At 41.3% G+C, this 24,707-nt stretch carries 23 protein-coding genes and 1 pseudogene; 18 read left to right on the forward strand and 6 right to left on the reverse strand.

Annotation, left to right across the window (positions count from 1 at the left end; genetic code table 11):
• Nucleotides 1–4 precede the first annotated feature (4 nt).
• Nucleotides 5–769: an IclR family transcriptional regulator gene (locus PP175_RS12665; RefSeq protein ID WP_272438719.1), complete on the reverse strand. Its 765-nt coding sequence runs from the start codon at nucleotides 767–769 to the stop codon at nucleotides 5–7.
• Between the two features lie 740 nt (nucleotides 770–1,509).
• On the opposite strand from PP175_RS12665, the gene PP175_RS12670 reads away from it, so the two are divergent.
• From PP175_RS12670 to PP175_RS12710, 9 genes are all read left to right on the forward strand, one after another.
• Entirely contained in the window at nucleotides 1,510–1,719 is a 210-nt protein-coding gene (locus PP175_RS12670) for a hypothetical protein (RefSeq protein ID WP_272438720.1), read from the forward strand.
• Nucleotides 1,720–1,969: 250 nt separating this feature from the next.
• Complete coding sequence (locus PP175_RS12675) at nucleotides 1,970–3,406, forward strand: aldehyde dehydrogenase (RefSeq protein WP_272438721.1); 1,437 nt, start codon at nucleotides 1,970–1,972, stop codon at nucleotides 3,404–3,406.
• Nucleotides 3,407–3,415: 9 nt separating this feature from the next.
• Nucleotides 3,416–4,201: a 2-keto-4-pentenoate hydratase gene (locus tag PP175_RS12680; protein WP_272438722.1), complete on the forward strand. Its 786-nt coding sequence runs from the start codon at nucleotides 3,416–3,418 to the stop codon at nucleotides 4,199–4,201.
• Between the two features lie 18 nt (nucleotides 4,202–4,219).
• Nucleotides 4,220–5,104: an acetaldehyde dehydrogenase (acetylating) gene (locus PP175_RS12685; RefSeq protein WP_272438723.1), complete on the forward strand. Its 885-nt coding sequence runs from the start codon at nucleotides 4,220–4,222 to the stop codon at nucleotides 5,102–5,104.
• A 3-nt stretch (nucleotides 5,105–5,107) separates the two neighbouring features.
• Nucleotides 5,108–6,136 carry a 4-hydroxy-2-oxovalerate aldolase gene (gene dmpG, locus PP175_RS12690; protein ID WP_272438724.1) on the forward strand — a complete coding sequence of 343 codons (1,029 nt, stop codon included), beginning with the start codon at nucleotides 5,108–5,110 and terminating at the stop codon, nucleotides 6,134–6,136.
• Nucleotides 6,133–6,912, forward strand: coding sequence for a 2-keto-4-pentenoate hydratase (locus PP175_RS12695; RefSeq protein ID WP_272438725.1), 780 nt, complete (start codon nucleotides 6,133–6,135; stop codon nucleotides 6,910–6,912). Before dmpG ends, PP175_RS12695 begins: the two co-directional genes overlap by 4 nt.
• Nucleotides 6,913–6,927: 15 nt before the next feature.
• Complete coding sequence (locus tag PP175_RS12700) at nucleotides 6,928–7,122, forward strand: 4-oxalocrotonate tautomerase (RefSeq protein ID WP_272438726.1); 195 nt, start codon at nucleotides 6,928–6,930, stop codon at nucleotides 7,120–7,122.
• Nucleotides 7,123–7,135: 13 nt separating this feature from the next.
• Nucleotides 7,136–7,948, forward strand: a complete 813-nt coding sequence (locus PP175_RS12705; RefSeq protein ID WP_272438727.1) for a DODA-type extradiol aromatic ring-opening family dioxygenase — start codon at nucleotides 7,136–7,138, stop codon at nucleotides 7,946–7,948.
• A 242-nt stretch (nucleotides 7,949–8,190) separates the two neighbouring features.
• Nucleotides 8,191–9,564, forward strand: coding sequence for an MFS transporter (locus PP175_RS12710; RefSeq protein ID WP_272438728.1), 1,374 nt, complete (start codon nucleotides 8,191–8,193; stop codon nucleotides 9,562–9,564).
• A 227-nt stretch (nucleotides 9,565–9,791) separates the two neighbouring features.
• On the opposite strand, the gene PP175_RS12715 is transcribed toward PP175_RS12710, so the two are convergent.
• Nucleotides 9,792–10,487, reverse strand: coding sequence for a class II aldolase/adducin family protein (locus tag PP175_RS12715; RefSeq protein ID WP_272438729.1), 696 nt, complete (start codon nucleotides 10,485–10,487; stop codon nucleotides 9,792–9,794).
• Nucleotides 10,488–10,507: 20 nt separating this feature from the next.
• Nucleotides 10,508–11,281: an IclR family transcriptional regulator gene (locus tag PP175_RS12720; protein ID WP_272438730.1), complete on the reverse strand. Its 774-nt coding sequence runs from the start codon at nucleotides 11,279–11,281 to the stop codon at nucleotides 10,508–10,510.
• 261 nt (nucleotides 11,282–11,542) lie between these two features.
• On the opposite strand from PP175_RS12720, the gene PP175_RS12725 reads away from it, so the two are divergent.
• From PP175_RS12725 to PP175_RS12745, 5 genes are all read left to right on the forward strand, one after another.
• Nucleotides 11,543–12,820, forward strand: coding sequence for an MFS transporter (locus PP175_RS12725; protein ID WP_272438731.1), 1,278 nt, complete (start codon nucleotides 11,543–11,545; stop codon nucleotides 12,818–12,820).
• A gap of 107 nt (nucleotides 12,821–12,927) precedes the next feature.
• Nucleotides 12,928–14,187 (forward strand): Rieske 2Fe-2S domain-containing protein, encoded by a 1,260-nt coding sequence (locus PP175_RS12730; RefSeq protein WP_272438732.1) that lies wholly within the window; start codon nucleotides 12,928–12,930, stop codon nucleotides 14,185–14,187.
• A gap of 225 nt (nucleotides 14,188–14,412) precedes the next feature.
• Nucleotides 14,413–15,168: a 3,4-dihydroxyphthalate decarboxylase gene (locus PP175_RS12735; RefSeq protein WP_272438733.1), complete on the forward strand. Its 756-nt coding sequence runs from the start codon at nucleotides 14,413–14,415 to the stop codon at nucleotides 15,166–15,168.
• Complete coding sequence (locus tag PP175_RS12740) at nucleotides 15,152–16,354, forward strand: Gfo/Idh/MocA family oxidoreductase (protein ID WP_272438734.1); 1,203 nt, start codon at nucleotides 15,152–15,154, stop codon at nucleotides 16,352–16,354. The genes PP175_RS12735 and PP175_RS12740 overlap by 17 nt, the downstream gene beginning before the upstream one ends.
• Nucleotides 16,355–16,369: 15 nt before the next feature.
• Nucleotides 16,370–17,329: a DMT family transporter gene (locus PP175_RS12745; RefSeq protein WP_272438735.1), complete on the forward strand. Its 960-nt coding sequence runs from the start codon at nucleotides 16,370–16,372 to the stop codon at nucleotides 17,327–17,329.
• A 60-nt stretch (nucleotides 17,330–17,389) separates the two neighbouring features.
• Here PP175_RS12745 and PP175_RS12750 read toward each other — a convergent pair whose 3' ends face one another.
• Nucleotides 17,390–17,833, reverse strand: coding sequence for a hypothetical protein (locus PP175_RS12750; RefSeq protein ID WP_272438736.1), 444 nt, complete (start codon nucleotides 17,831–17,833; stop codon nucleotides 17,390–17,392).
• Between the two features lie 330 nt (nucleotides 17,834–18,163).
• Complete coding sequence (locus PP175_RS12755; protein ID WP_272438737.1) at nucleotides 18,164–19,534, reverse strand: sugar porter family MFS transporter; 1,371 nt, start codon at nucleotides 19,532–19,534, stop codon at nucleotides 18,164–18,166.
• Between the two features lie 278 nt (nucleotides 19,535–19,812).
• Between PP175_RS12755 and PP175_RS12760 the strand changes: the two genes are divergently transcribed.
• Nucleotides 19,813–20,463 (forward strand): alpha/beta hydrolase, encoded by a 651-nt coding sequence (locus PP175_RS12760; protein WP_272438738.1) that lies wholly within the window; start codon nucleotides 19,813–19,815, stop codon nucleotides 20,461–20,463.
• Nucleotides 20,464–20,639: 176 nt separating this feature from the next.
• Here the strand turns inward: PP175_RS12760 and PP175_RS12765 are convergent, their stop codons facing one another.
• Nucleotides 20,640–21,623, reverse strand: coding sequence for an aromatic acid exporter family protein (locus PP175_RS12765; protein ID WP_272438739.1), 984 nt, complete (start codon nucleotides 21,621–21,623; stop codon nucleotides 20,640–20,642).
• 445 nt (nucleotides 21,624–22,068) lie between these two features.
• Here PP175_RS12765 and PP175_RS12770 point away from each other — a divergent pair, with 445 nt between their 5' ends.
• The 3 genes and pseudogenes from PP175_RS12770 to PP175_RS12780 form a co-directional block, all read left to right on the forward strand.
• Entirely contained in the window at nucleotides 22,069–23,352 is a 1,284-nt protein-coding gene (locus PP175_RS12770; RefSeq protein WP_272438740.1) for an IS110 family RNA-guided transposase, read from the forward strand.
• 406 nt (nucleotides 23,353–23,758) lie between these two features.
• The gene (locus PP175_RS12775) at nucleotides 23,759–24,154 is read left to right on the forward strand and encodes a DUF6933 domain-containing protein (protein ID WP_272438741.1); all 396 of its coding nucleotides are present in this window, start codon (nucleotides 23,759–23,761) and stop codon (nucleotides 24,152–24,154) included.
• 36 nt (nucleotides 24,155–24,190) lie between these two features.
• A pseudogene (locus PP175_RS12780) lies at nucleotides 24,191–24,504 on the forward strand (transposase); the annotation flags it as partial.
• Between the last annotated feature and the right edge of the window lie 203 nt (nucleotides 24,505–24,707).

Consider the following 24,707-nt stretch of genomic DNA (forward strand, 5'->3'; position numbering starts at 1 on the left):
ATAATCATCCTTTCCTATAACCTAATAGTGAAGATATTTCTTTGGCCGCCGTTTTTAGTTTAGCAATAATCCTCGCGTCTTGTGGATCCATCCGATGAACAGGACCGACCACAGTTACCGCATAAACCACTTTTCCAGTGTGATCGCGTATCGGCGCTGAGACTGACGCCACACTATCCCGAAGCTCTTCAGTGGTCACGGCGTATTCTTGCTCTTTGATCTCGTGGAGTGTTCGCCGAAACTCATCAGAATGAATAATCGTATTTACTGTAAATTTATCTAACACATTCTCTATATAACGATTAATGACCTCTTCCTCTTGGAGTGCTAGGATTACTTTGCCGGAGCTAGTGGAGTGAAGGGGATTCCTTCTACCTATGTAAGAAAGAATCTGTACGGGGTGATTACATCCGACTTTATTGATATAGACTACATCTGTTCCTTCCATCACTCCCAGGTGGGAGCTTTCCCCGATTTCATCAACTAGCTTTTGCAATGTGGACTGTGATGTTCTCGTTATTTGTAGATTGGAAATAATCACGGAATTTAAGCCTAAAATAGATAAACTAAGACGATATTTTTGGGTTTCTGGATCTTTGGTCACGAATCCTTCACTCGCCATCGTAGCTAACATCCGGCTTACGCTGCTATGTCCCATTCCCAACATCTGGGCTAACTCGGTCACTTTGCGTTCAGGTTCTTCCATAGTAAAGCTTTGTAATAGACGAAGTGAATTTTTTACTGATGAAAGCGTGTAGTCCCTTGTCATTGAAATTCTCCTTTCTTTATCATTTGGGTTGGAATAATTTTTTCTAAACCACTAAGTTTGTTGCGCATGAAAGAACGTAATTCCGCTATTTTACTACGCAAAAGTTTAACATAGATAAGAAACGAAATGAAGACATAATAGTTATATAATTATAAAAAAATAAATTGTTGCATATAAAAGAACTGTGATATTGTGTCTGAATTATCTTTAATTTATGATAGTTTTAGTTATTTCTGTTACACATGTTTAAATCGTTCCACTCCACAAATGTGGTTATCGGTTTAAAGCAATGAACAATGCCATGGAGTGGGGAGATGATGACTTTTTTTATAAAGATTGAGAGTAATAAATGTAAGCGTTAATAAATTTAAAAGGGGGATAATCCGTAAAACCTTAAAGTACTGGTTAGTAGTGGTCGGCTTCGGTATCAATATTCTTGGTGTGTATGGCCTCGCTACATGGTTCCCAAGTTATTTGGCCAATGCAAAGCATTTCAGTCCGAAAACGACAAGCTTTTATATGTTATTCGCTTATGAATCGCACTCATTCTTACGATTTGGATCGGTTCACATACAGATAAGACACATAAAAAGGCCGTCTGGACCTTCAGAGGTTACGTAGGAGCTGCTATCTTTCTATTTTTAAGTTCTCAAATTTCTTCTCCTGTTATTGACGCGATCTTGGTCGGAGGAGCGTTAACCCTTCTTCAAGCTTTTACGACACCTATGATCCATGGACTTATGCACAGTATGTCAACGACGGAAGAAATCGGAAAGAATACAGGAATCATGTCTGGAGTCGCCAACTTCATTGCGGCGTTCGTGCCAACCGCGATGGGTGCGTTGATCACCTTTGGTCATGGAAGTTATGCTTATGCTTTTGCTTTATTAATCGTGGCATTCCTGATTGCTGCTTTCTGCGGATTGATGCTGACCAGAAAAGGTTATTAACGATGCTAGACTAATAAATTATATTTTTTCCTTTTTAGTTGTTGCGTATAGAACAAATGTATTGCACAAGTTTTCTCTATTTATAAGAATAGTTCTAAAAATAGTAAAAGAACAGGCAAAAAAAATAATTTAAAAATTTTTAATTTTGTTCCATATAGAGGAACTTAGTCATTGTATGAGCAACAATCTCGCGATATGATGAACTCAAGGAAATATTGAATACCCTTTCAAATTTAAGGAGGATCTAACGATGAACTGTAAACACTTTATTAATGGCGAGTTTATGAATTCTCTAAATGAGAAGACATTTGAAAATGTAAATCCAGCTAACCAACAACGTCTTGGTTGGGTTGCTGAAGGTGGAAAAGAGGAAATTGACTTAGCTGTTGCCGCGGCTAAAAAAGCGTTAAAAGGTCCATGGTCGAAAATAACGACAAATGACCGAATTGCTGTGATCCGTCGAATCGGAGATATCATTCTGGAAAGACAAGATGAACTTGCACGATTAGAGACATTGGATACCGGTAAACCTCTTTCTTTGTCTAGCCATTTGGATATCCCTCGTGCCGCTTACAATTTCCACTTCTTTGCAGATTACTTAAGAGGAATTGGTACAGAGGCTTATCAAACAGATGATCAAGCAATCAACTACGCGATTCGCCGCCCGGTAGGAGTAGTGGGCTTGATTAACCCATGGAACTTACCCCTTCTTCTTTTAACCTGGAAGTTGGCTCCTTGTCTCGCAGCTGGAAATACCTGTGTGATCAAACCAGCGGAATTGACACCGATGACAGCAACGGTACTAGGTGAGATCTGTCAGCAAGCAGGGGTTCCTGACGGTGTAGTGAATATCGTCCATGGATTTGGTCCAGATTCAGCTGGAGCTGTTTTAACCGAGCATCCGGATGTCAACGCGATTTCCTTCACAGGGGAAACAACCACAGGAAAAATTATCATGCAAGCTGCGTCAAAGACATTAAAGCGTTTATCGTACGAATTAGGAGGAAAAAACCCGAATCTCATCTTCGCAGATTCCAATTTAGATGAAGTGATTGAAACCACGATGAGATCTAGTTTCGTAAACCAAGGGGAAGTTTGCATGTGTGGATCTCGTATCTACGTTGAGCGTTCTGCTTATGAAGAGTTCTTAGAAAAATTCGTGGCAAAAACAAAACAAATGGTGGTTGGCGATCCGTTTGATCCAAAGACCAATGTAGGTGCTTTGATTTCTGAAGAACATTTTGAGCGCGTCACTAGTTATATCAAATTAGCGGTTGAAGAAGGTGGTACAATTCTTACCGGTGGTCAGCGCCCAGAAGGGTTAGAGCACGGATACTTCCTAGAGCCTACCATCATCGTTGGATTAGATCGTAATTGCCGTGTGGTTCAAGAAGAAATCTTCGGTCCTGTTGTAACTGTTATTCCTTTCGATAGTGAAGAGGAAGTTATTGAGCAAGTAAATGATACGCATTATGGATTGAGTGCTTCCCTTTGGACGAATGATTTGCGTCGTGCTCATCGCGTAGCTGGCCAAATTGAGGCTGGAATCATTTGGGTCAATACATGGTTCTTACGTGACCTTCGCACACCATTTGGTGGTATGAAGCAAAGCGGTATTGGTCGTGAAGGTGGAATCCACAGCTTTGAATTTTTCAGTGAATTGTCAAATATCTGTATTAAGCTATAAGAGGAGAACATGGACATGGATAAAACAGTTAGATTTGCTCAACATTTAGCCGAGGCAGAGAGAGCAGGTAGAGGGGTTTCCCCTCTTACCGAACTGGATGCCAATCTGACCATCGAAGAGGCCTATCAAGTCCAGCTTCATACGATTCAAAACAAGGTGGAGTCAGGTCAAAAAATTGTAGGAAAAAAGATCGGACTCACATCTCGTGCGATGCAAACCCTGCTTGGCGTTGATCAACCGGATTATGGACATCTCCTAGATGATATGGTTGTTGAAAATGGAGAAGAAATTGCTTTTAGCCGCGTGCTACAGCCGCGTGTTGAAGCGGAAATCGCATTTGTGTTGAAGAAAAATTTGGTAGGACCTAAGGTAACCACATCGGATGTTCTTTTGGCCACGGATTATGTTTTACCTGCCCTCGAGATTGTAGACAGTCGCGTTGCCAATTGGAAGATTAAATTACAGGATACCGTAGCGGACAATGCGTCTTCCGGATTGTATGTCCTAGGCGGTAAACCGTTGCGTGTAAATCAATTGGATATGTCCTTAACCGGCGTAGTGTTTTATAAAAATGGCGAAATCATGAACACAGGGGTAGGGGCTGCTGCTTTAGGACATCCAGCTACTTGTGTGGCTTGGTTAGCTAATAAACTATCAGAATTTGGGATTCATTTACAAGCAGGTGAAGTCATTCTATCAGGTGCCCTGTCTGCTGCCGTTAATGCAGAGCCGGGAGACCATTTCCATGCGCGTTTTGCCCATCTTGGCGAAGTAAGCGTTCGTTTTTCGAAATAAAGCGAGGAGTGAAATCTAATGTCTAAAGTTAAAGTTGCCATTCTAGGTTCGGGGAACATTGGAACCGACTTGATGATGAAACTGGAACGTTCCGAAGTATTAGAATTTACCACAATGATTGGGGTAGATCCCGAGTCCGAGGGGTTAAGAAGAGCAAAAGAACGTGGATATTTTGCTATTGATAATGGAATCCAAGGGTTTTTAGAGCGTCCTGAATTAGCCGACTTTGTGTTTGATGCAACGTCTGCCAAAGCGCATTTACACCATTCGGTACTTTTAAAAGAAGCCGGTAAATTTGCTTTGGATTTAACGCCTGCAGCGGTAGGGGGATTTATTGTTCCTCCGGTGAATTTATCCCAATTAGTTGGAGAAGCAGATAACGTGAACTTAGTGACTTGCGGTGGACAGGCGACGATTCCCATCGTTCATGCCATCAATTGTGTGGCATCAGTAGACTATGCGGAAATCGTAGCTACAATCTCTAGTAAGAGTGCCGGGCCTGGTACACGAGCAAACATTGATGAATTTACAGAAACCACTTCACATGCGATCGAAGCGATCGGTGGAGCGAAGAAAGGTAAAGCCATCATTATTCTCAATCCAGCAGAACCACCGATTTTAATGAGAGATACGGTTCATGCGATCGTCGAAGAAGGAAAAATGGATGAAGCGGCGATTTCTGCTTCCATCCATGACATGGTGAAATCGGTTCAATCCTATGTACCTGGGTATCGTTTACGAAATGAACCGATCTTCGATGGAAATCGTGTAACGGTATTTTTAGAGGTTGAAGGGGCGGGAGATTATCTACCTACCTATTCTGGAAATCTCGATATCATGACTGCAGCCGCTGTAAAAGTAGCTGAAGAATTCGCCAAACATCGATTGGCTCTGGAGGTATAGGCGATGTCAAAACAACGTCAAATCACAATCACTGAAGTTGCACTGCGTGACGGTAGTCATGCAGTGGCACACCAATACACTGTTGAGCAAGTTTTAAACGTGACAAAAGCATTAAATGACGCGGGTGTCCCTTATATAGAAGTATCTCATGGTGACGGTCTTGCTGGTTCTTCCTTGCAATATGGATTATCCCGCACTAATGAGTTTGAGTTAATTGAAGCAGCTGTCTCGGTTTGTGATCGGTCGAAAGTGGCGGTCCTTCTTCTACCGGGAATCGGAACGATCAAAGAATTGAAACATGCGGCCGATCTTGGAGCTAAATTAGCGCGTATCGCTACACATGTGACGGAAGCAGACGTATCTGCTCAACATATCGCCTATGCGAAGGAAATCGGAATGGAAACAGTAGGATTTCTGATGATGGCGCATATGGCACCGGTTGAAAAATTAGTAGAACAAGCTAAACTGATGGAAAGCTATGGTGCGGATACGGTATACGTGGTCGATTCCGCAGGGGCGTTACTGCCTCATCAGGTAACCGAGCGAATCAAAGCTCTTCGCGAATCGCTCAGCGTCAACATTGGGTTTCATGGACACAACAACCTTTCCTTGGCGATGGCCAATACGCTATGTGCGATCGAGGCAGGAGCAACACGGGTCGACGGTAGTGTTCGATGCTTGGGTGCTGGAGCAGGGAATACCCAAACGGAAGTCTTGATTGCAGTTCTCGATCGGTTAGGCATTTCTACCGGAATCGATTTGTATAAAATGATGGACTTAGCGGAAGACATAGTAGCTCCAATCCTTACGGTTCCCCAAGAAATTACAAGAAACAGTTTAGTGTTAGGTTACGCAGGAGTTTACTCCAGCTTTGCGTTACATGCTCAGCGAGCTGCACAACGGTTTAATATCGATGCGCGCGACATCTTAGTCGAGTTAGGTAAACGTAAAGTAGTTGGCGGACAAGAAGATATGATCGTAGACGTTGCGGCACAGCTTGCGGCAACCAGAAATCAGGAGGTAACGACATGAGTGTGGATCATAACTCAATTGCAAATTTATTACACCTAGCCGAAGTAGAAAAGCGTGAAGTGGTTCGTGTGACGGAACAAACACCTTTTGACATTGAGGCTGCTTATAAAATTCAACAGGAATTAGTGAACATTAAACTCGGTCAAGGTCATCGCATTGTCGGGCCGAAAATGGGATTAACTAGCCAAGCAAAAATGAAACAAATGAACGTCAATGAGCCGATTTACGGGTATGTTTTTGATTATATGGTCATCCCGGAAGGCGGAGAGCTAAAAATCAGTGACCTCATCCATCCGAAAGTAGAAGCAGAAATTGCCTTTATTCTAGGAAAAGATATCGAAGGTTCTGGCATCACAGGGGCACAAGTTTTAGCAGCCACCGAATATGTGTTGCCTGCACTTGAAATTATTGACAGCCGTTACGAAAACTTTAAATTTACATTGCCAGATGTCATCGCAGATAATACTTCTGCTTCACGCGTGGTATTCGGAAATAAACTCACTCATCCAGATGGATTAGATTTAGACCTGGTAGGGATGACTCTATCTATTAATGGAGAAATCAAAGAATTAGGTGCGGGAGCAGCCGTTGTTGGACACCCTGCCAATTCGGTTGCCATGCTTGCCAATATGCTAGCTAGAAAGGGGGAAAAACTGAAAGCAGGTCAAATAATCTTGACTGGTGGCATTACCGGGGCTGTCATGCTATCTGTCGGGGACTCGGTTGCAGGAAAGGCCGATGGTTTGGGAGAAGTTACATTCAAGGTTGTCGAATAGAAGGGAGCGGGGAATATGCCATTAATCCAAATTCAATTGATACAAGGTAGACCTGAGGATAAAATCAAAGAAGTCATCGAAAATGTAACGAATACTGTTCATGAAACGTTGGGTGCACCAAAAGAAAGCATTCGCGTGATCGTCACAGAAATCCCGAAAACGCATTGGGGCATCGGTGGTATGCCAGTTTCAAACATCCCTAATAGATAGGAGTTGAAATAGAATGAGTCTTGAACTTGCTATGTTAGTTCCTCACACACCACGGATGTGTCATGAAGAATTTGCTCCCGAGTTCCAAAGAGAATTGGTTCAGGGAATGCATCAAGTGGCAGGCATCATTGAAAGCTCTCAACCCGATGTGTTACTGCTTGTATCCTGTCATTGGATGTCAAGCTTCGATCATTTAATTGATGCGACGGCGGACCATAAAGGGGTCCTCACTGCATTTGAATGTCCAGATTTAATTTCCGACATTCCTTATCACCATGCTGGCGATAAGGAACTTGCCTTAAAGATTGCGCAAGCGGGAAAAGACGCAGGCATCCCGGTTAAAGCTGTGGATGATCCAACCTATGTTTGGGATTATGGAACGGTCGTCCCCCTTCGATATTTGTTACCGAGAGTGAATGTACCTGTCATTGATTTATCCGTTTGCTGGGCTGCTACTCTCGAAGAAACCTATCGTTGGGGACAGGAAATTGGCAAAGTGCTAAATGAAAGCGGTAAACGTGCCATGTTTGCCAGCAGTGGGGCATTATCACATAATCTTCATCGAGGTGCACACCTCATGCCATCAATTTCCGAGCAGGCCATGGATAAGCAGTTCCTATCGTATCTTAATTCCTCTGATTTCGATTCAGCATGGAAGATGCTTCCACAATATGCGAAGATCTCTGCCGTTGAATCGGGGGGACGACATATAGCCCTGATGCTCGGCGTCATGAATGCGAATCATGAATATCAAAGTGAATATTTTGGATATGGTCAATCATCTGGCAGTGCGAATGTTGTGATTACGTTCAAACCAAAAGCATAGGCCATGTCTTTAAGGAAAAACGAGCCGCTAGCATATTCTCTAGGGCTCGTTATCTCGTTGGTCAGAAGACCACCTAGGCGGGATTTTTGTACCGTAAGCAGACAAGTGACTTCTTTGCAGACCAGAGGATTCATACAGCGGTATGTAGATCAAAGAGACGGATGTGTGAGTGTGCTTTCACCCAAACCCTTTATGATATTCAAACGTCGTATAACAAATAAATTCTTATCTGAGGCAACAAGATGGTAAATTTGAAGAAAAGTCGTTCCTTATTTTTAACCGCTGTGGCAACGGGCACGATGTTAAATCCGCTGAATTCATCTATGATTTCCCTTGCCCTCCATAGCATCCAGCGCGATTTCCATCTTTCTTTTATAACGGTATCCTGGCTGATTTCATCCTTTTATTTAGCTAGTGCGGTAGCACAACCGGTAACAGGCAAACTAGGAGATTTAGTGGGGCGGAGGAAGATTTTTTTATTTGGCTTATTGCTAGTAGCAATTTCAGCATTGGGAGCACCTTTTGCCCCTACTTTTCTCGTTTTACTATTGATGAGGTTAATACAAGCCGTTGGAAGTAGTGCCATTTACCCAGCTGGCATCGGACTCGTAAGAAGCCACATTCATGAGCGTCAAGCTGCAGCTTTGGCCGTTCTTTCCATATTTGCATCCGCCATGACTGCTTTAGGGCCTACAGTGGGAGGTTTCTTGATTGTATGGAGTGGATGGCCATCCATTTTTACAGTGAACTTTCCTTTCATTGTCATTAGTTTTTTACTTGGACTGTTCCTGTTTCCAAAGGATTCGAAAAGAGAAGGAACAAATTTCAAGGATGTCCTGTATCATCTTGATCTGGCAGGAATTTTCTTGTTTGCGGCAGGAATGATCTTTTTATTATGGTTTTTATTATCATTTAAATCGTCCACTCATTATGGATCCGGTATAGCAGGGGTTGGATTTCTACTTTTGTTTATATGGAGAGAACTAAAAGCAAAGGATCCCTTTATTAATGTTCGTCTATTTAAGTCCCATCTTGATCTTTCATGGGTTTATTTACAATTCATTCTGTTAAATATTTTTAACTATTGCTTGTTTTTCGGTTTACCAAGCTATTTTCAAGACCAAATGCACTTTAGTGTTCAAACAAGCGGCCTACTCATGCTCTTTATGTCGGGAGTTAGTATAGTCGTGTCACCTCTCACCGGCAAGTGGGTCGATAAAGCAGGAACAATACAGCCTATTATAGTAGGTACCCTATTAATGGCACTGGGAGCCATACTATTGACGATCTTTTTTATCCCTGCACCTATTATCATCAAGGGCCTGATTCTTTCCTTATTAGGGATTAGCTATGGCCTTGGAAATGTAGCGTTGCAAGTCGCTATGTTAGAGGCTAGCCCACCTGACATGGTTGGAACGACCTCAGGCCTCTTTCAAACATGCCGATATTTAGGATCTATCCTTTCTTCTGTCGTTCTTGGATTGGTGTTTGGGAAAGCAATATCGGCTGGACACTTTGAAATTTTAGGCATTGTTCTTATTGCGGTCAGTGTTCTAAGTATCATTATGAGTTTGCGTTATGCGAAAACCATTCCCCAGGACCAAAAGGCTGCTTAAGGATCATTGTAGCAACAAGGATCCTTATAGGATTCGCCTAGAAAGCACAGAAAACAAGCGGATACGTTCGTACAAGCAAAGTATCCGCTTTTTGATTAACAAAAGGTTCGTGTTGAAACTCTATTATTTGATGTATCCAAAACAAAATATTGAAGCTTTCTTATTAGTATCTTTTATGATTGCGTTGTAAAATCCAATCGAATGATATCGCTGTCAAAAATAATCTGTCACAAATTGGTTCTAGCTTGCCAGTAATCCCACGCCCTTTTTAGGGCAAAATCGCTGTACATTACTTCGGTTGCAGCTCTCGCTTCTTCATAAGAAAGATATTTTGGAGTCCCTAATTGCATGGACTGGAACTGTACCTCCGCATTGATCGATAAATATATAGAGCCCATAACCACTTCCTCTATGGACCCGCCTACTACAATAACTCCATGTCCTCGTAGGAGAAGGGCTCTTTTATCAGCTAATGATCTTGCAATTCTTAAACCCTCATTCGCGTTTTTAATAAGCATTCCATCGGAAACATCGTAATCATCGTAAAGGGGTATGCCATCATAAAACATACAGCCAATGTGAATGACAGGTTTAATTTCTGTTCCTGTTGTTGTGAAGGGAAGGAGAGAAACAGCATGATTATGACAGATAGCCTGAACATCAGGACGAGATTTATATATTTGGCCATGAAGTATACGTTCAGCGTAAGGTTTGTAAGTTTTATCCAAAACATCTCCATCGAAATTATGACGCATAATATCATCTTCTGAAACGAGTAAAGGTGCACGGGAACAAGAAAGAAGAAATTCATCTTGGTTTTCTGGATTACGCATGCTTACATGTCCGAATGCTTCGAGTATTCCTTCTTGGCTCAAAATCTTATTAGCAAGAACCAGTTTTGAAATGGCATCAATTGTTTTCATATAGACCCCCCCGTATAATTTTAATAGCCTAAATTTTCAGATATATAATTCGCTACCTGTATAACCTCTTTTGAATAATAGGGAATATCCTTTCGTTTAATCCGTTGTGCAGGCCCAACAACATTTAATGCTGCGATGACTTGCCTAGTATAATCTCGAATCGGTGCTGCGATCGATACAATGCCATCGAATAACTCTTCCATGCCAATGGCGTACCCTTGTTTTCTAATTACATCTAGATGATTTCTAAGATCATCTGGGTTTGTAATTGTTTGTTGGGTGATGGATTGGAGTCCTTTTTCAATTACTTTGTTGATGACCTCTTCATTTTGAAAAGCAAGAATTGCTTTTCCACAACCAGAGGAATGTGCTGGACTTCGCTTTCCTATATGGGTGAATATTCGTACCGCATGGGTACATTCCACTTTGTGAAGGTATACGACATCTGTTCCCTCTAATATACCCAAGTGGGCCGTTTCTCCAATTCTGTCAACCAGCTTTTTAATAAAGGGGACAGCTTCTGTATAAAGTTCTAAATTAGAAGTGGCAATGGTTGCGAGGGAGAGAACGGATGCACCCAAACGATACTGCTGAGTTTCAGGATTTTTCTTCAGGAACCCTTCACAAGCAAGCGTAGCCATCAATCGACTGACTGAACTTTTTCCTAATCCAAGGGATTTTGCTAATTCTCGAACACCCTTCTCCGGTTCATCCATTGAAAAGGAACGTAAGATTCGAAGTGCATTCCTTACTGATGAGAGTACATTTTCTGACTCATTTGTTTCTTGTTTCATAGGTATCCCCTCCACTAATAACTTCTCCTTTATACTTTTTGGAGTGGTTATCCCTATTATAACAATTATTAAATTATTTTTTAGTTGTGTGTCCCTTATATCGGGACGACGATATTTAAGAAAGTAGTTTTTCTTCCTAAAATATAAGTAAGAACCTTTTGAAAATACAATTAATTAGTGTGAGGTGCGGGGAGAGGGTGATTAAGTCAATTAAATCAAGCAAAATTGAAAGCGTTTTATTTTTGAGGAGGGGAACAGTTAATGAACCAAAACTTGGCTAACGCCGAAACCTATGTTGGACCTAAGCCGAAAACATCTATCCGCTGGACCAGTGTAGCTCCAACTCTTCTGGTTATTTGGATAATAGGTATGATCGATAAGATTGGAGTAGCGGTAGTTGCAACCAATCGCAACTTCCTTTCGGAAATGCATTTAATGGGGAATAACGCTTTAATCGGTAGTTTAGTTTCCGCATTGTTATTTTCTTATGGTATCGGTTTTTTTGTGTGGGGCTGGCTGGTAGACAAATTTGGTCCGAAAAGGTGTGCAATTTGGGGTTTATCATTGTGGGCTTTAAGTACGCTGCTGGCGGCTGTGACGCCAAACTTCCAACTCTTATTTATCTCCCGTATTGTTCTTGGTTTTTCTGAAGCATTCTTATGGCCAGTCTCAAATTCTCTTACCGCTCGATGGTTTCCGACTCATGAACGTGGTCGAGCAAAGTCAATATGGGTTAACGGAACAAATATCGGACCTGCCATATCTGGTTTTGTTGTAACTTTGTTGATCCATCAGTTTCAATGGAGAGGCGTATTTTGGTTTTTAACAGTCTTTGCTGCCCTTGTTTGTATCCCCATGATTGTATTTCTTATTAAGGATAATCCACGTGATGATAAACGAGTCTCATCAGTAGAACTGGAACATATTCAGCAGTTGCATGAAGCAATTGTAAATCACTCTTTGGAACCTCGCCGAAATGCATGGAGTTTTCCCCTCGTGATTATCAGTTTCACCGCTACAATCTACGGTGTGTTTGGCTTAGGCACCTGGTTTCCTACTTATTTGGCAGTAGCTAAACATATAAGTCCAGCAGCAGCAAGTGGATACATCTTGTTGGCCTGGGCACTCGGCATTCCTACTATGTTTATTGCAGGTAGAATGACGGATAAAACCCACAAAAAAGCGATTTGGAATGTTTGGGCGTTTATCGCATGCGGTATACTTTTGTTCCTTGCGGGAGGAATGTCTTCCCCAATTATAAGTGTTCTACTGGTGGCCTTGGCCATCTGCCTAGTGAACGGGGTAACTACTTTTATTGCGCACAGCCTGCTTCATAGCATGTCAACAGTGGATAGAATGGGCAAAGATGCTGGGATTATGACTGGGGTTTCTAACATATTAGGAGCGTTCGGACCAGCAGTCATGGGTGCACTAATCTCCTTGGGAAAAGGGCAATACAGTTATGCTTTTGCGTTTCTCATTGTTTCTTTCTTCGTAGGAGCAGTTTGCAGCTTTGTCCTAAAGCGTCAAGGTTATTAACGGAATTTAAAACTGTGTGGCATGCTGTCCCTTATACAGGGACAGTTGCCTTCAACTTTTCGTGCATTGCTTATAAGATGTAACTAAAAATAAGGAGGGATGCTTAGATGCTAAGCGCAGAACAAAATCAAACGTTAACACAAGTAGGTCCAGGAACTCCTATGGGAAATTTACTTCGGAGCTATTGGCATCCTATCGCAGCGATGAGTGAACTTCAAGAAAAGCCCACCAAAAAAATAAAACTATTGGGAGAAGACCTCGTGCTTTATCAGGATAAATCAGGCAATTTAGGACTCATTCAGCAACGTTGCCCTCATCGCGGTGTTTCAATGGTATATGGTGTACCAGAATGTAATGGCCTGCGCTGTCATTATCATGGTTGGCTGTTCGATCATGATGGCTCATGTCTTGAACAACCAAATGAGCCAAAAGACAGTACTTTTAAAGATCGGATTAAAATAAAAGCCTATCCGGTAGAGGAACTAGGGGGGCTAATTTTCGCCTATTTAGGTCCTAATCCAGCTCCTTTACTACCACGGTATGATCTTTTTGTTCGAAAAGATGTCATAAAAACAATAGGATTTGCTGTTATCCCTTGTAATTGGTTGCAAATCATGGAGAACTCTATGGATCCTGTCCATTTAGAGTGGTTACATGGACGATATTTTGAACATGTGTTTGAGCAAAGAGGGAAACCTGTGGAGACATGGCCAATCAGTAAGCATCATATAAAAATAGGATTTGATGTATTTGAATATGGAATCCTTAAACGCAGAGTGCTAGAAGGACAAACTGAAGATTGTGAGGACTGGCGTGTAGGACACCCTGTAATCTTTCCGAATATGCTTAGGGTTGGCGATCATGGTGCACATTCTTTCCAAATAAGAGTTCCGATGGACGACACACGCACGTTGCATTTTTGGTATACGTGTTTTGTTCCCGGCCCGTCCACAGAAATTCCCGAAGATTACCCCATTACGTTCTATGAATGCCCGCTTTACGATGAAAAGGGAGAATTTATCACTGACTATATAGATGGGCAGGATATGATGGCATGGGTCACGCAGGGGGAAACTGCCAATCGGACAATAGAAAAATTAGGGACATCAGACAAAGGAATTATCTTGTTGCGAAAACTGCTTATGAGTGAAATGAATAAGGTGAAAGACGGAATTGACCCTATGTGCGTGATTCGTGATCCTAAGATAAACGAATACATTAACCTGCCGCAGGAGGAAGACAAATTTAGTGAAGGTGCTTTACTATCCAATGTAGCACGTGAATGGAACACACGCTATGCACCAAACATTGATGAAATAGTAGAAATGTTAGCCAAGAAAAAAGCAGCGACCACAAAAAATACCTGAAGAAAGGAATTGGCGAGTGAAAGGAAAAGATGCGACTCCCGTCATTAAATTTTGTCCACACTGTAGCAATTGTTTACAGGATCCGATGAGCATTTCAAATGAATATTGGAATGGTAGTGATACGGTATATTTTTGCTGGTGCAGTGGTTGTAACTGGACAGGAGAAATCGTGCTTGTGAGCAAAATAACGGCTCCTGAACTGATTTGAACAAAGGAGTGATAGAATTGACAGAAGGATCTGAACATGAATTAAAACACAAAATTGCTCTCTCCTGCCGCATTTTAGCAATGGAAGGACTAGTGGAAGGCTTGCTTGGACATGTAAGCGCTCGCGTTCCTAAAAGTGAAGAGATGTTTATCCGATGTAGGGGTGAAGATGACTTCGGTCTTCCCTTTACAACGGAGTCAGACATAAGACGAGTTAACTTTGACGGCAAGGGGATCGATTTTACGGATCAGTATGAGATTCCAAAAGAATATCCTATTCACGGTGAAATGTATAAGAACCATCCATCTGTAGGTTGTGTGATACATGCTCATCCCCCTATGGCGTTACTGTGCGGAATCTCTGAACTTGAATTTCAGCCGATTTTTGGTGCATATAACATTCCTGCAATGCGTATGGCTTTGGAAGGAATTCCTGTTTTTCCGCGCTCTGTCTTAATCAACCGTTCTGAATTGGCACAGCAATTGATTGACTTTATGGGGGATAAATCAGTCTGTTTGATGAAAGGACATGGAATTACTGTTACTGGGAGAACAGTCGAAGAAGCTACAGTGAAAGCGATAAATTTCAACACACTAGCCAAAATTACATGGGAAGTAACACAAAAGGGAAAAGAAGTGCCGCGTATTTCCCAGGAAGATATCGATGGCCTCCCTGATTTAGGAAATAAATTCAATAACCGATGGGTTTGGAGGTATTACGTCAAAATTCTAGATCGAAAGGGGTGGGGAATAGCAAATGAAGAATACTTATAAGGACAGTAATCTGAGAGTAGGAATAGCTGGTTTGGGAATGGCAGGCAGTTCCCTTCTCCCAGCTATTCAGAAGCATCCCCACATTAGTGTTACTGCAGCATGTGATCCAGATCTATTAGTGAGAACAAAATTTGCTCAAGACTACGGAGTAGATGTGTTTAGCACAGTGGAACAGCTATCCGATAGTTCAAAAGTTGATGTAATCTATATTGCTACACCATCAAGATTTCACACGGAACATGTAATCACAGCGGCGGAATCTAAAAAGCATATTATTGTTGAAAAACCCATCGCCATTACAATTGAGGACGCAATTCGAGCAGTGGAAGTAGCAGAACGTAATGGGGTAAAATTGATTGTTGGACATTCGCATAGTTTCGAACCAGCAATAATGACGATGAGAGAAATTGTTGAGAGTGGTAAGATCGGGTCCCTAAGGATGATCCATAACTGGTACTATAATGACTGGATGTATCGACCTCGTATTCCAGAAGAGCTTAATACACAGCAAGGTGGGGGAGTCACATTTAGACAGGGCTCTCATCAATTTGATATTATCCGGCTAATAGGCGGAGGAAAACTAAGAAGCGTTCGCGCTATGACCGGGGTCTGGGATCCTGCGAGGCCAACCGAAGGGGCACATGTTGCCTTTCTAGAGTTTGAAGAAGGAGTGGCAGCAACTGCTGTGTACAACGGTTACGACCACTTTCATTCTACTGAGCTTACTTTTAATATAGGTGAAGGAGGACCCCTTCGTACCCTACCAGAGTATGGAAGCTCACGCCTAAGAATTCAAAACATTTCAAACCCTCAACTGGAAATCGCACTAAAAAGGGAGACGAGGTATGGTGGAGCAAATGTTATAAAAGGCAGTGACGCAGATATCCAGCCGGCTTTTTTCGGTCTGACTCTTGTTAGTTGTGAAAAAGGAGATATCCGGCAATCGCCTGATGGATTGTGGGTTTATGGTGAAAATCGAAAATATGAGATTTCCCTACCTAAGCGAACTGGACGTGATAATTTAATCAATGAACTATATTCAGCAGTAGTGGAGGATAGCGTCCCTCTACACGATGGAAAATGGGGATTAGCCAATTTGGAAGTATGTATGGCTGTTCTCGAATCAGCGAAAACAAGAAGTGAAATTCTCCTTCAGCACCAGGTTTCAATAGGTCACAGGGACTGAAGAAAGAAGGTTTATATGGGGGAATTATTTGCAGTCCTAGCACTCATTTTTTTTTCAATTAATGTTGTTGTTACAAAAATAGCCTCTGAATATATGCCCATTGATCATGGTTTTGTACTATCCGTATCTGTAAATATTGTTTTCTCTATATTGGTTTTTGCGTGTGAGCGATTATTTAGCCATGTGCCATTTACTTTTGAAATGACTAGCTTTTTTCTATTCCTTGCCTCGGGCTTGTTCAGTACATACCTAGGTCGTTGGTCATATTTTGACGCTATCATAAAACTCGGACCTGCAAAGGCAAGTGCCTTCCAAGTTAGCAATCCCTTGTTTACTGTATTGCTGGCCTGCATTTTCTTTCAAGAAAAATTGTCTAAATTAGATATGCTAGCCATAATACTTACACTTTTAGGCTTATTCTTTGTTAGCTATACACCTCGTCGTGCACCAGCATACGAAAGCAACGCTTCAAATGCAAATTCATTTGTCGCAGTTAGTTCTGAGGACGAGCAAGTTGCGAAGTTTCGGCCCATACGGTTAAATATTCACTCAGGCGTTATGCTAGCCTTACTTAGCGCTACTTCTTATGCTGTAGGAAACATAGTGAGGGGACTAGCAATCAAGGGATGGAATGAGCCTGTTTTAGGAGCTCTTTTAGGAGCTTCACTGGGAGGCTCCCTATACTTTTTAACAAACATACAGAAATTAAAGAGCTTTTCCTTCCGTAAAAGCAACAAGGTTGGGTTGGTTTTATTTTTGATAAGCGGCATCTTAACAATATCGGCACAGATTCTTGTAATTGCTTCAATGCGTACCATCCCCGTGTCAATCGCAAACTTAATTTCAATGTCTCAACCTCTATTGGTGCTCCCGATTAGTTATTTTTTCTTGAAAAACCAAGAAGGGATCACACGCTATACAATAGTGGGAAGTGCTCTTGTACTTGTTGGAATTTCCATTATTTTATTACCCTGAAGAGTCGTCACTAATTTATACTACCCATCAAAAAATACAAACAACAAGGGTTACAGCTGTTCAAGCAATCTTATGTTTTTGCATTTTAAGCTCGCCATAATAGACGGTGAGTGTATCGTTCGCCTTTTTCGCCATTAAACTCGCTGCCAAACGATGATTAACATCAGTGTTTGTTTCGTGAATTAAGATGATAGGGTAGGAAAGCGATCCGTCTCGTAATTGGTCACGGATGCTTTCCAATTCCCGCCTATGCTCCTGACCACTTTGCGGCTCCTCTTTCACATTGGCGCCAGTCTCATCCATTTTAGACCATACTTTCCGATAATTGTTGATAAAACCGAAGAACGTAAGGTTGTTTTTTGCGCATACTGGACAGGGATAAGCTATCTTTCCGCAAGTGCAAGAAAATCGCTTAAGCCAAGGCGAGCCTGGATTCATGTAAAGCTTCATTACCTCGTCAACCCGCATTTCTGCCTTTTTCCAACGATGGCCCCTGATCACCATCTGTTTAAAATTTCCTAATCGTTTCTGTCTGGTTTTCTTATCCCAATGTGCGATCTTCTCTCGATCGACAGTGAGGTAGTATTTGTACACGTCTCGCGGATCGACATTTTCGGTTTACCCACCAAAATTAACGCGCTGCATAGTTATGTCCCTCCTGTGCAATCAGTTCAACTTATGCGTTATTACCCTTAAGCCAGAATGAGTCAAACAAACAACCTTATCTATCTTCAAACCGTGGCCCAGATTTATAATAAAAACAAGGCTATCCCGCAAGCAAACAGGACAGCCTCGTTATTGTTAGCCATACATTCACACGAGCAACACCCGTGTTTAACTTCGGCTCCACATATGTTCAATTTCCTCAAGCGATTTCCCTTTTGTTTCAGGGACTGCTTTTAGCGTAAAGAAAAACGCAAAAGCTGACAGGATCCCAAAAATCCAAAATGTCAGCGCAACCCCAACTGAGTTCAACAGAACAGGAAAGGTTTGTGACACCACATAGTCTGCCAGCCATAGAGCAACAGAAGCAATAGAGGATGCAGTTCCTCTAACCCTATTCGGGAATATTTCAGCGATAACAAGCCAAACAATAGGCCCCATTGAAACGGCAAAGGATGCAACATAGAGCAAAATAAAAATAAGTACCCATGAACCCGCTGTTCCGGCATGGAATGCGTAGCCGATAACCAAAAGGCTAATCGTCATCATCGCCGTTCCCGCTAACAGCAAAAATTTGCGTCCCAGTTTATCAATGAGCCAGAGAGAAACAATCGTAAAGATCAAATTAATTATTCCCACCCAAACCGTTTCGACTAAAGACGAGTTCTGGCCCGCACCGGTATGTTTAAAGATTTCAGGGGCGTAGTACATAATCGCATTGATACCGGTGACTTGCTGTAAAACAGCTAAGACAACACCTATCAAAAGCGCATGGCGTAGACCTGGTTTAAAAAGCTGCTTAAGCAATCCGTATCCATTGTTAGAGGAAGGCTTGATTGTTTTCAATTCTATTTGAGCCTGACTCTCACCATGAATCCTTTTTAAAATGTTGAATGCTTCCTGTTCCCTTCCTTTTAGCTGAAGCCATCTTGGGCTTTCGGGAACAAGTAACAGTAGAATGAAGAACAAAACACCTGGTAACACACCAAATCCCAACATCCATCTCCAACCGGTAGAAACATTCCACACAAGGTTCCCGCGGCTTGCAATCCCTAAATCAAGGAAGTATACAGCAAAAATCCCTGTTACAACCGCCAATTGATTTAAAGACACCAATCGCCCCCGAATCTTTGCAGGTGCAATTTCCGCAATATAAAGAGGAGACTGAACAGATGAAATCCCAATCCCCAACCCTCCGATTATGCGTGCAATAACAAACCATGTAAAATTAGTTGCCAGTCCTGAAAAAACGGATCCCAGCGTGAATAGAATGGCCGCTAAAATAAGTGCCTTTTTTCTACCATATAAATCACTTATTTTTCCTGCGAAGCCTGTCCCAATGGTGGCACCGATAATGAGGCACGCCACTGCCCAACCAACCATAAAATTACCTAACGTAAACTTCAATTGTATAAACCGGATCGCACCGGAAATTACAGCTGTATCATAACCGAACAAAAGTCCGCCGACTGCTGCAACAGTGGCAATAAGACTGACGAAGCCTATACTTCCCCTTTCTTCATACTCTGTTCCTTTTACCATTTAAACATCTCCTTTTAAACCCCTCTCGCCAATTTTTAAACCAATCGTTATTTTACGGCATGCGGCGAGTATAGTATGTTTTAAGCAATTTACTTTATGACTCAACCATCATTTTTATATAATAACTTACTTAAAGTATAAAACAAACATTACTAAAGTTTTTGGAGAAAACTGGTTCGTCTCATTTTCTCCAAAGACGCACATGTAAAACTACCCTTTATAAGTAACTTGACAAAATTAACGTTTTAGTATTATGAATAATGAATGGAGGCCAAAGCATGAAAAGTCCATTACCATATAAAATCCTTCTTCCTGCCAAAATAGAAGAGGAAAAAAAGTATCCTGTCATTTTTGTCATGCATGGAATAGGTAGCAATGAAGAGAATGTACTGAGTCTTGTTCAAGAACTAAGAGATGACTTTATTCTTATTGGGATTCGTGGTCCGCTTAATCAAGGAAATGGGTTCGCCTATTTTACCATACAGGGATATGGTAACCCTCATAGAGACATATTCGATGAAAGCATAGCGAAGTTAGAAAAATTCATTGATTATGCCGCTCAGACTTATCCAATTGACGAAAACCATCAATATCTTTTGGGCTTTAGTCAAGGGGCTATTTTATCCATGACGCTTGCTCTTACTATGGGGAACAAAATCAAAGGAATTGTAGCATTAAATGGTTACGTTCCACAATTCGTAAAAGAGGAGTATCGAATCAAACGGATTGATGATGTATCCATCTACATTTCACACGGGGAATTTGACCCGATTTTCCCTTTGCAAATCGGAAAAGAAAATAAGGATTTCTTCACGGAACGAAGTCAAAATGTTCGTTTTACTACATATCCTGTTGGACATGAAGTTTCACATGAAAACCAAAAAGACTTTGTTAAATGGGTATATCAGGATTTGAATTCGAGTAAATAAGTTGCAGATGGCTACTCCAAAGACAGCCATCTTTTTACACAAGAGATGAAGGGTGGACTTTCATACAGATGTTTGCATGTGGATGAAGAGCCATATGCAAACATTCTTAGGTTTTATATTAACTTTAATGGCACTGGTACTTTTTGATATATTCGAGAATAGCGAAATATCAATGTTTACTTCTCCAGGCTTGAATCATAGATACATTTTTTTATAGGAGTCGGCTGAAACTGCCGTTTGAACGTTAAATACCGCTCCATTTCGTGCAACAGATAAAACAAATTGGCTCGTGTTTCAAACTCTTCTCTTGTCTCTGGAAGCTTTGATTCCTCAAACTCACGTTTCATTTGATTGATTTGATCCAAGTACAAGTAAGCTGTATTACCAGGATGAATATTTTCACTTAACTGGTCCAGAAAAGATGCAATAATCTCACTTTGCGGAAGTGAAACCGATAATGAAGAAACCAGCGGAACCATACGCTTGATGAGATCGAATTGTTCTTCTCTCATCGAAAAATACCGATAATAGAGATCTTCATTGCGAAGCAGATGGTTCTCAACATTCCGGATCGCTAAACTTTTTGCTTGGTTAAGCAAAACTTCTGTTTCAATTAGTTCCTTGCCGCTCCATAAACTCTCGTGGTTTCGCAAATACACCGCCATCTCTTTTAGAATGATAGAAAAATGGTCTTCTATTTTCTGCTGATAGATTCGAAGTTCGCGATCCATATTCGGCATATAGCTGTTTAACAAGAGAGCTGTCCCGATTCCGATCCCCATAATCGAGAGTTCATTGTAAAGAAAATGAAGTGTAAAGTGTTGTACCGTATACAAATGAAACAAAATGACCGAAGATGTCACAAAACCTTGTTGGATCCTTAAACGCACCAACAAAGGAATAAAGAAAAGAAACAACACAAAAAAACCAATGGGATGATATCCAAAAAGATTAAATACAACAAATCCAAATACAAGCCCAAGCAAACAGGCAAAAAAACGGGAATAAGCATGCTTCAAAGATCGTTTTTTTGTCACTTGAATGCATAAAATAGTGAGAATTCCTGCCGAGGACGCGAATTGAAGTGCGAAGGCCTGCGCTACGGCAATCGAGACAAAGGTTCCTAATGCTGTTTTTAAAGTCCGGTATCCGATTTTCATACACTTCTCCTTTTCGATCAAGTCATATCATTATAAAACAAATGCCTAAAGGTTTTTCGCGAAACGCAAAAAAATTGTGTCTAGTAAATAAAAATCACCCCAACAAAAGAGGCTGTATTCCTGAACAAAATACCCTTCTAAAATAAGATGTAATATTTACAAGAAAATATAAAGGGAGGATTTCGATAGCCAGATACAGAAAATTGTAAATTTAGGGGATGGAAAATAAGTAAATTTAGAAAAAAAGGCATCTGCTGAGTAATTGGCAGGTGCTATTTGTTATGAGAAAATATTCATTGGGGATTAAACGGGATTTAATTTTAAAATTAGAATTGGAGCATTCCTGTTAAGGGAAAATTTGAGGTTCGATAAAAAAAGTACCTCCTGTTAACATACGAGGTGTCAGCCTGCAGGCGACCTTTAAATAACAGAGGAGGTACACACCATGAATTATAAGCAAAATCAGCGTATCGAGCAAATGAATGAGTTTACATTAGTGGTAGGGGTTGACATCGCCAAGCACAAACATGTTGCGAGGGCGCAGGATTATCGAGGCATCGAAATTGGGAAACCTTGTACGTTTGACAACTCACGGTCTGGATTTACTCATTTGTGGAAATGGACACGTTCGCTTATGGAAGCCCATTGTAAAACTCACGTTTTATTTGGAATGGAACCGACGGGGCACTACTGGATGCCTCTAGCTCAGTTTTTACGTCACGAAGGCGTTCCCGTTGTTCTGGTTAATCCGCTGCACGTTAAGCGTAGTAAAGAACTTGATGATAACTCACCAACCAAAAATGATGTGAAAGATGCCCGTGTCATTGCACAACTTATGAAAGATGGTCGTTACTCTGAACCCCAGATTCCGCAAGGAATCTATGCCGAACTTCGTGTCGGAATGAACATACGAGAACAGCTATCTAAAGACTTATTGCAAGTTAAAGGGCGAATTCACAACTGGCTAGATCGCTATTTCCCTGAGTTTTTAACAGTCTTTAAAGATTGGGAGGGAAAAGCAGCGCAATCTACACTTCGTCATTTTCCTTTACCAGAGGATATTGTACAGCGAGATGCAGAAGGTATTGTCCAAGTGTGGAGAGTTGAGGTTAAACGTGCTGTTGGGATAAAAAAAGCCTCTCAGCTTATTGAAGTGGCTCAGAAGTCTATCGGGCTTCAGTCTGGAGTAAGAATGGCCCGACAAGGACTCCAAGCTCTGTTGAGCCAACACAAGTTGCTTTGTGAACAGCTTGAAGCGTGTATGGAACAAATCAAGTGTCTGATTCAAGAGATTCCTGGATCCGCTCAGATGATGACGATCCCTGGTATAGGACTGGTTACAGTGGCAGGCTTCCTTGCGGAAGTCGGGGATCTTATGGGTTACTCTCACCCTCGTCAGATTCAAAAATTAGCTGGCTTTAATTTAAAAGAAAACAGTTCAGGCAAGCATAAAGGCAGAACCCGTATTACGAAAAGAGGTCGTCCGAAACTGCGTGCCCTCCTGTTTAAATGTGTGATGCCACTTGTCGCTAAAAACCAGCAGTTTAAAGCCCTACACCATGAGTTTACTACCCGAGCTGTGAACCCGCTTCGTAAGAAGCAGTCGCTTATTGCTTTATGTTGTAAATTGATTCGTATTTTCTTTGCATTAGGGCGCAAACAACAGCCATATGACGCTACGCTTGTGAGTAATCCATCTCAACATGCACTTAAAATAAACGTTGCGTAATCTATTTTTTCTTGAACATACTTAGTTTTTCTCATTCATCATTGTAAAAAAGTAAGCACGGAGAAGCTGAGCGTTATTTTTTACCATTCGGGCATTTGACCCTGCAAAGGAGCTTTTTCAGCCTCCACCCCACGGATAGGTAGAACGAAGGAATGTAAGGGCCGTAAGGACCCCGTGAGACATGGGAGGGTACACCACCTGGGCTATTGTGGAGATCCATTGTGCTACCATAATTTTTATTTTTTATAAGAAAATTCGGTCACCCCGTTTTTGCCCTTTTCTTCTATCCATATAAAACCACTTCTTATTATTTTTGGTTTTATAACGTTTGCTGACTTGCAAGAAATACTGAGAAAATAAGAGTATTCAAGAGAAAAACTTATTTTATAGAGGGAGGTTAGGAATAATGCTTACAATCCAATGCACAAAAAAGCCTTCGGATGAGTTGAAAGCAGAAGTATCAAAAGTTAAACCTATAGATACTGATCCGCTTTATTCTTGGCACGCCCATTTATTTTTATATAATCGTCGAAAATGTGTATTATTTATGAATAACAAGACGAGGTATAATTTTATTTTGGTTGCCCTTAAGAAGGATGATTTTAAAGAGTTTAACAATCTTATTGTAAAGAGCATAGTTGAAAACTTGTCGATGGATGGAGTTGACAAAGTTGTTATTGAAAAGTACATACAGAACTGTACTGCGGTTTCATATACCGTTACAAGCGAAAGGGGCATTATAAGTCAAATCAACGAGATGATAATGGCTTCTAAGAACAAGATGAGACAAGAGATGACCTAAGAGAGATGAGATTGCAACGTTTTGGACAAAAACGAACATGTAATCAATTTACGGATGCTTATTACCTTGCTCCTTCAGTACCAAGAACATTTATCTACTTTTGAACAACAGATACACGCCTTGGCAAAAGAGATCAAAGAGTTTAATCTCCTCCTCTCAATACCCGGCATTGGAAATAAAATTGTGGCAACCATTTTGTCCGAGATCGAGGAGATTGAACGGTTTGATCATCCGAAGAAGTTGCTTGCTTTTGTAAGCGTTGATCCTAGTGTATATACCTCCGGCAAATTTGTGGCAACATTGAATCAAATTATAAACGTGGCTCCCAACAACTGTGCCGTGCTTGTTATCGGCAAGGCGAACAACAGCTCAGTGAGCGAAGCAATGGGGGGAGTTTTCCAAAAAAAGTTGAAGGCGTTTGCAAGCGCCCTTATGCCGGAAACCCCAATTGAGGCCGTTAGATTAGCAGAAGAATACGCCAAGCAAGGATATAGAGCAGTAAGTTTGGTTTGGGACCAATTGGCAAAGATCCTAAATTTGATGAGGATATCAT

This window comes from Aneurinibacillus sp. Ricciae_BoGa-3 (assembly GCF_028421645.1).
Lineage (GTDB): Bacteria > Bacillota > Bacilli > Aneurinibacillales > Aneurinibacillaceae > Aneurinibacillus_B.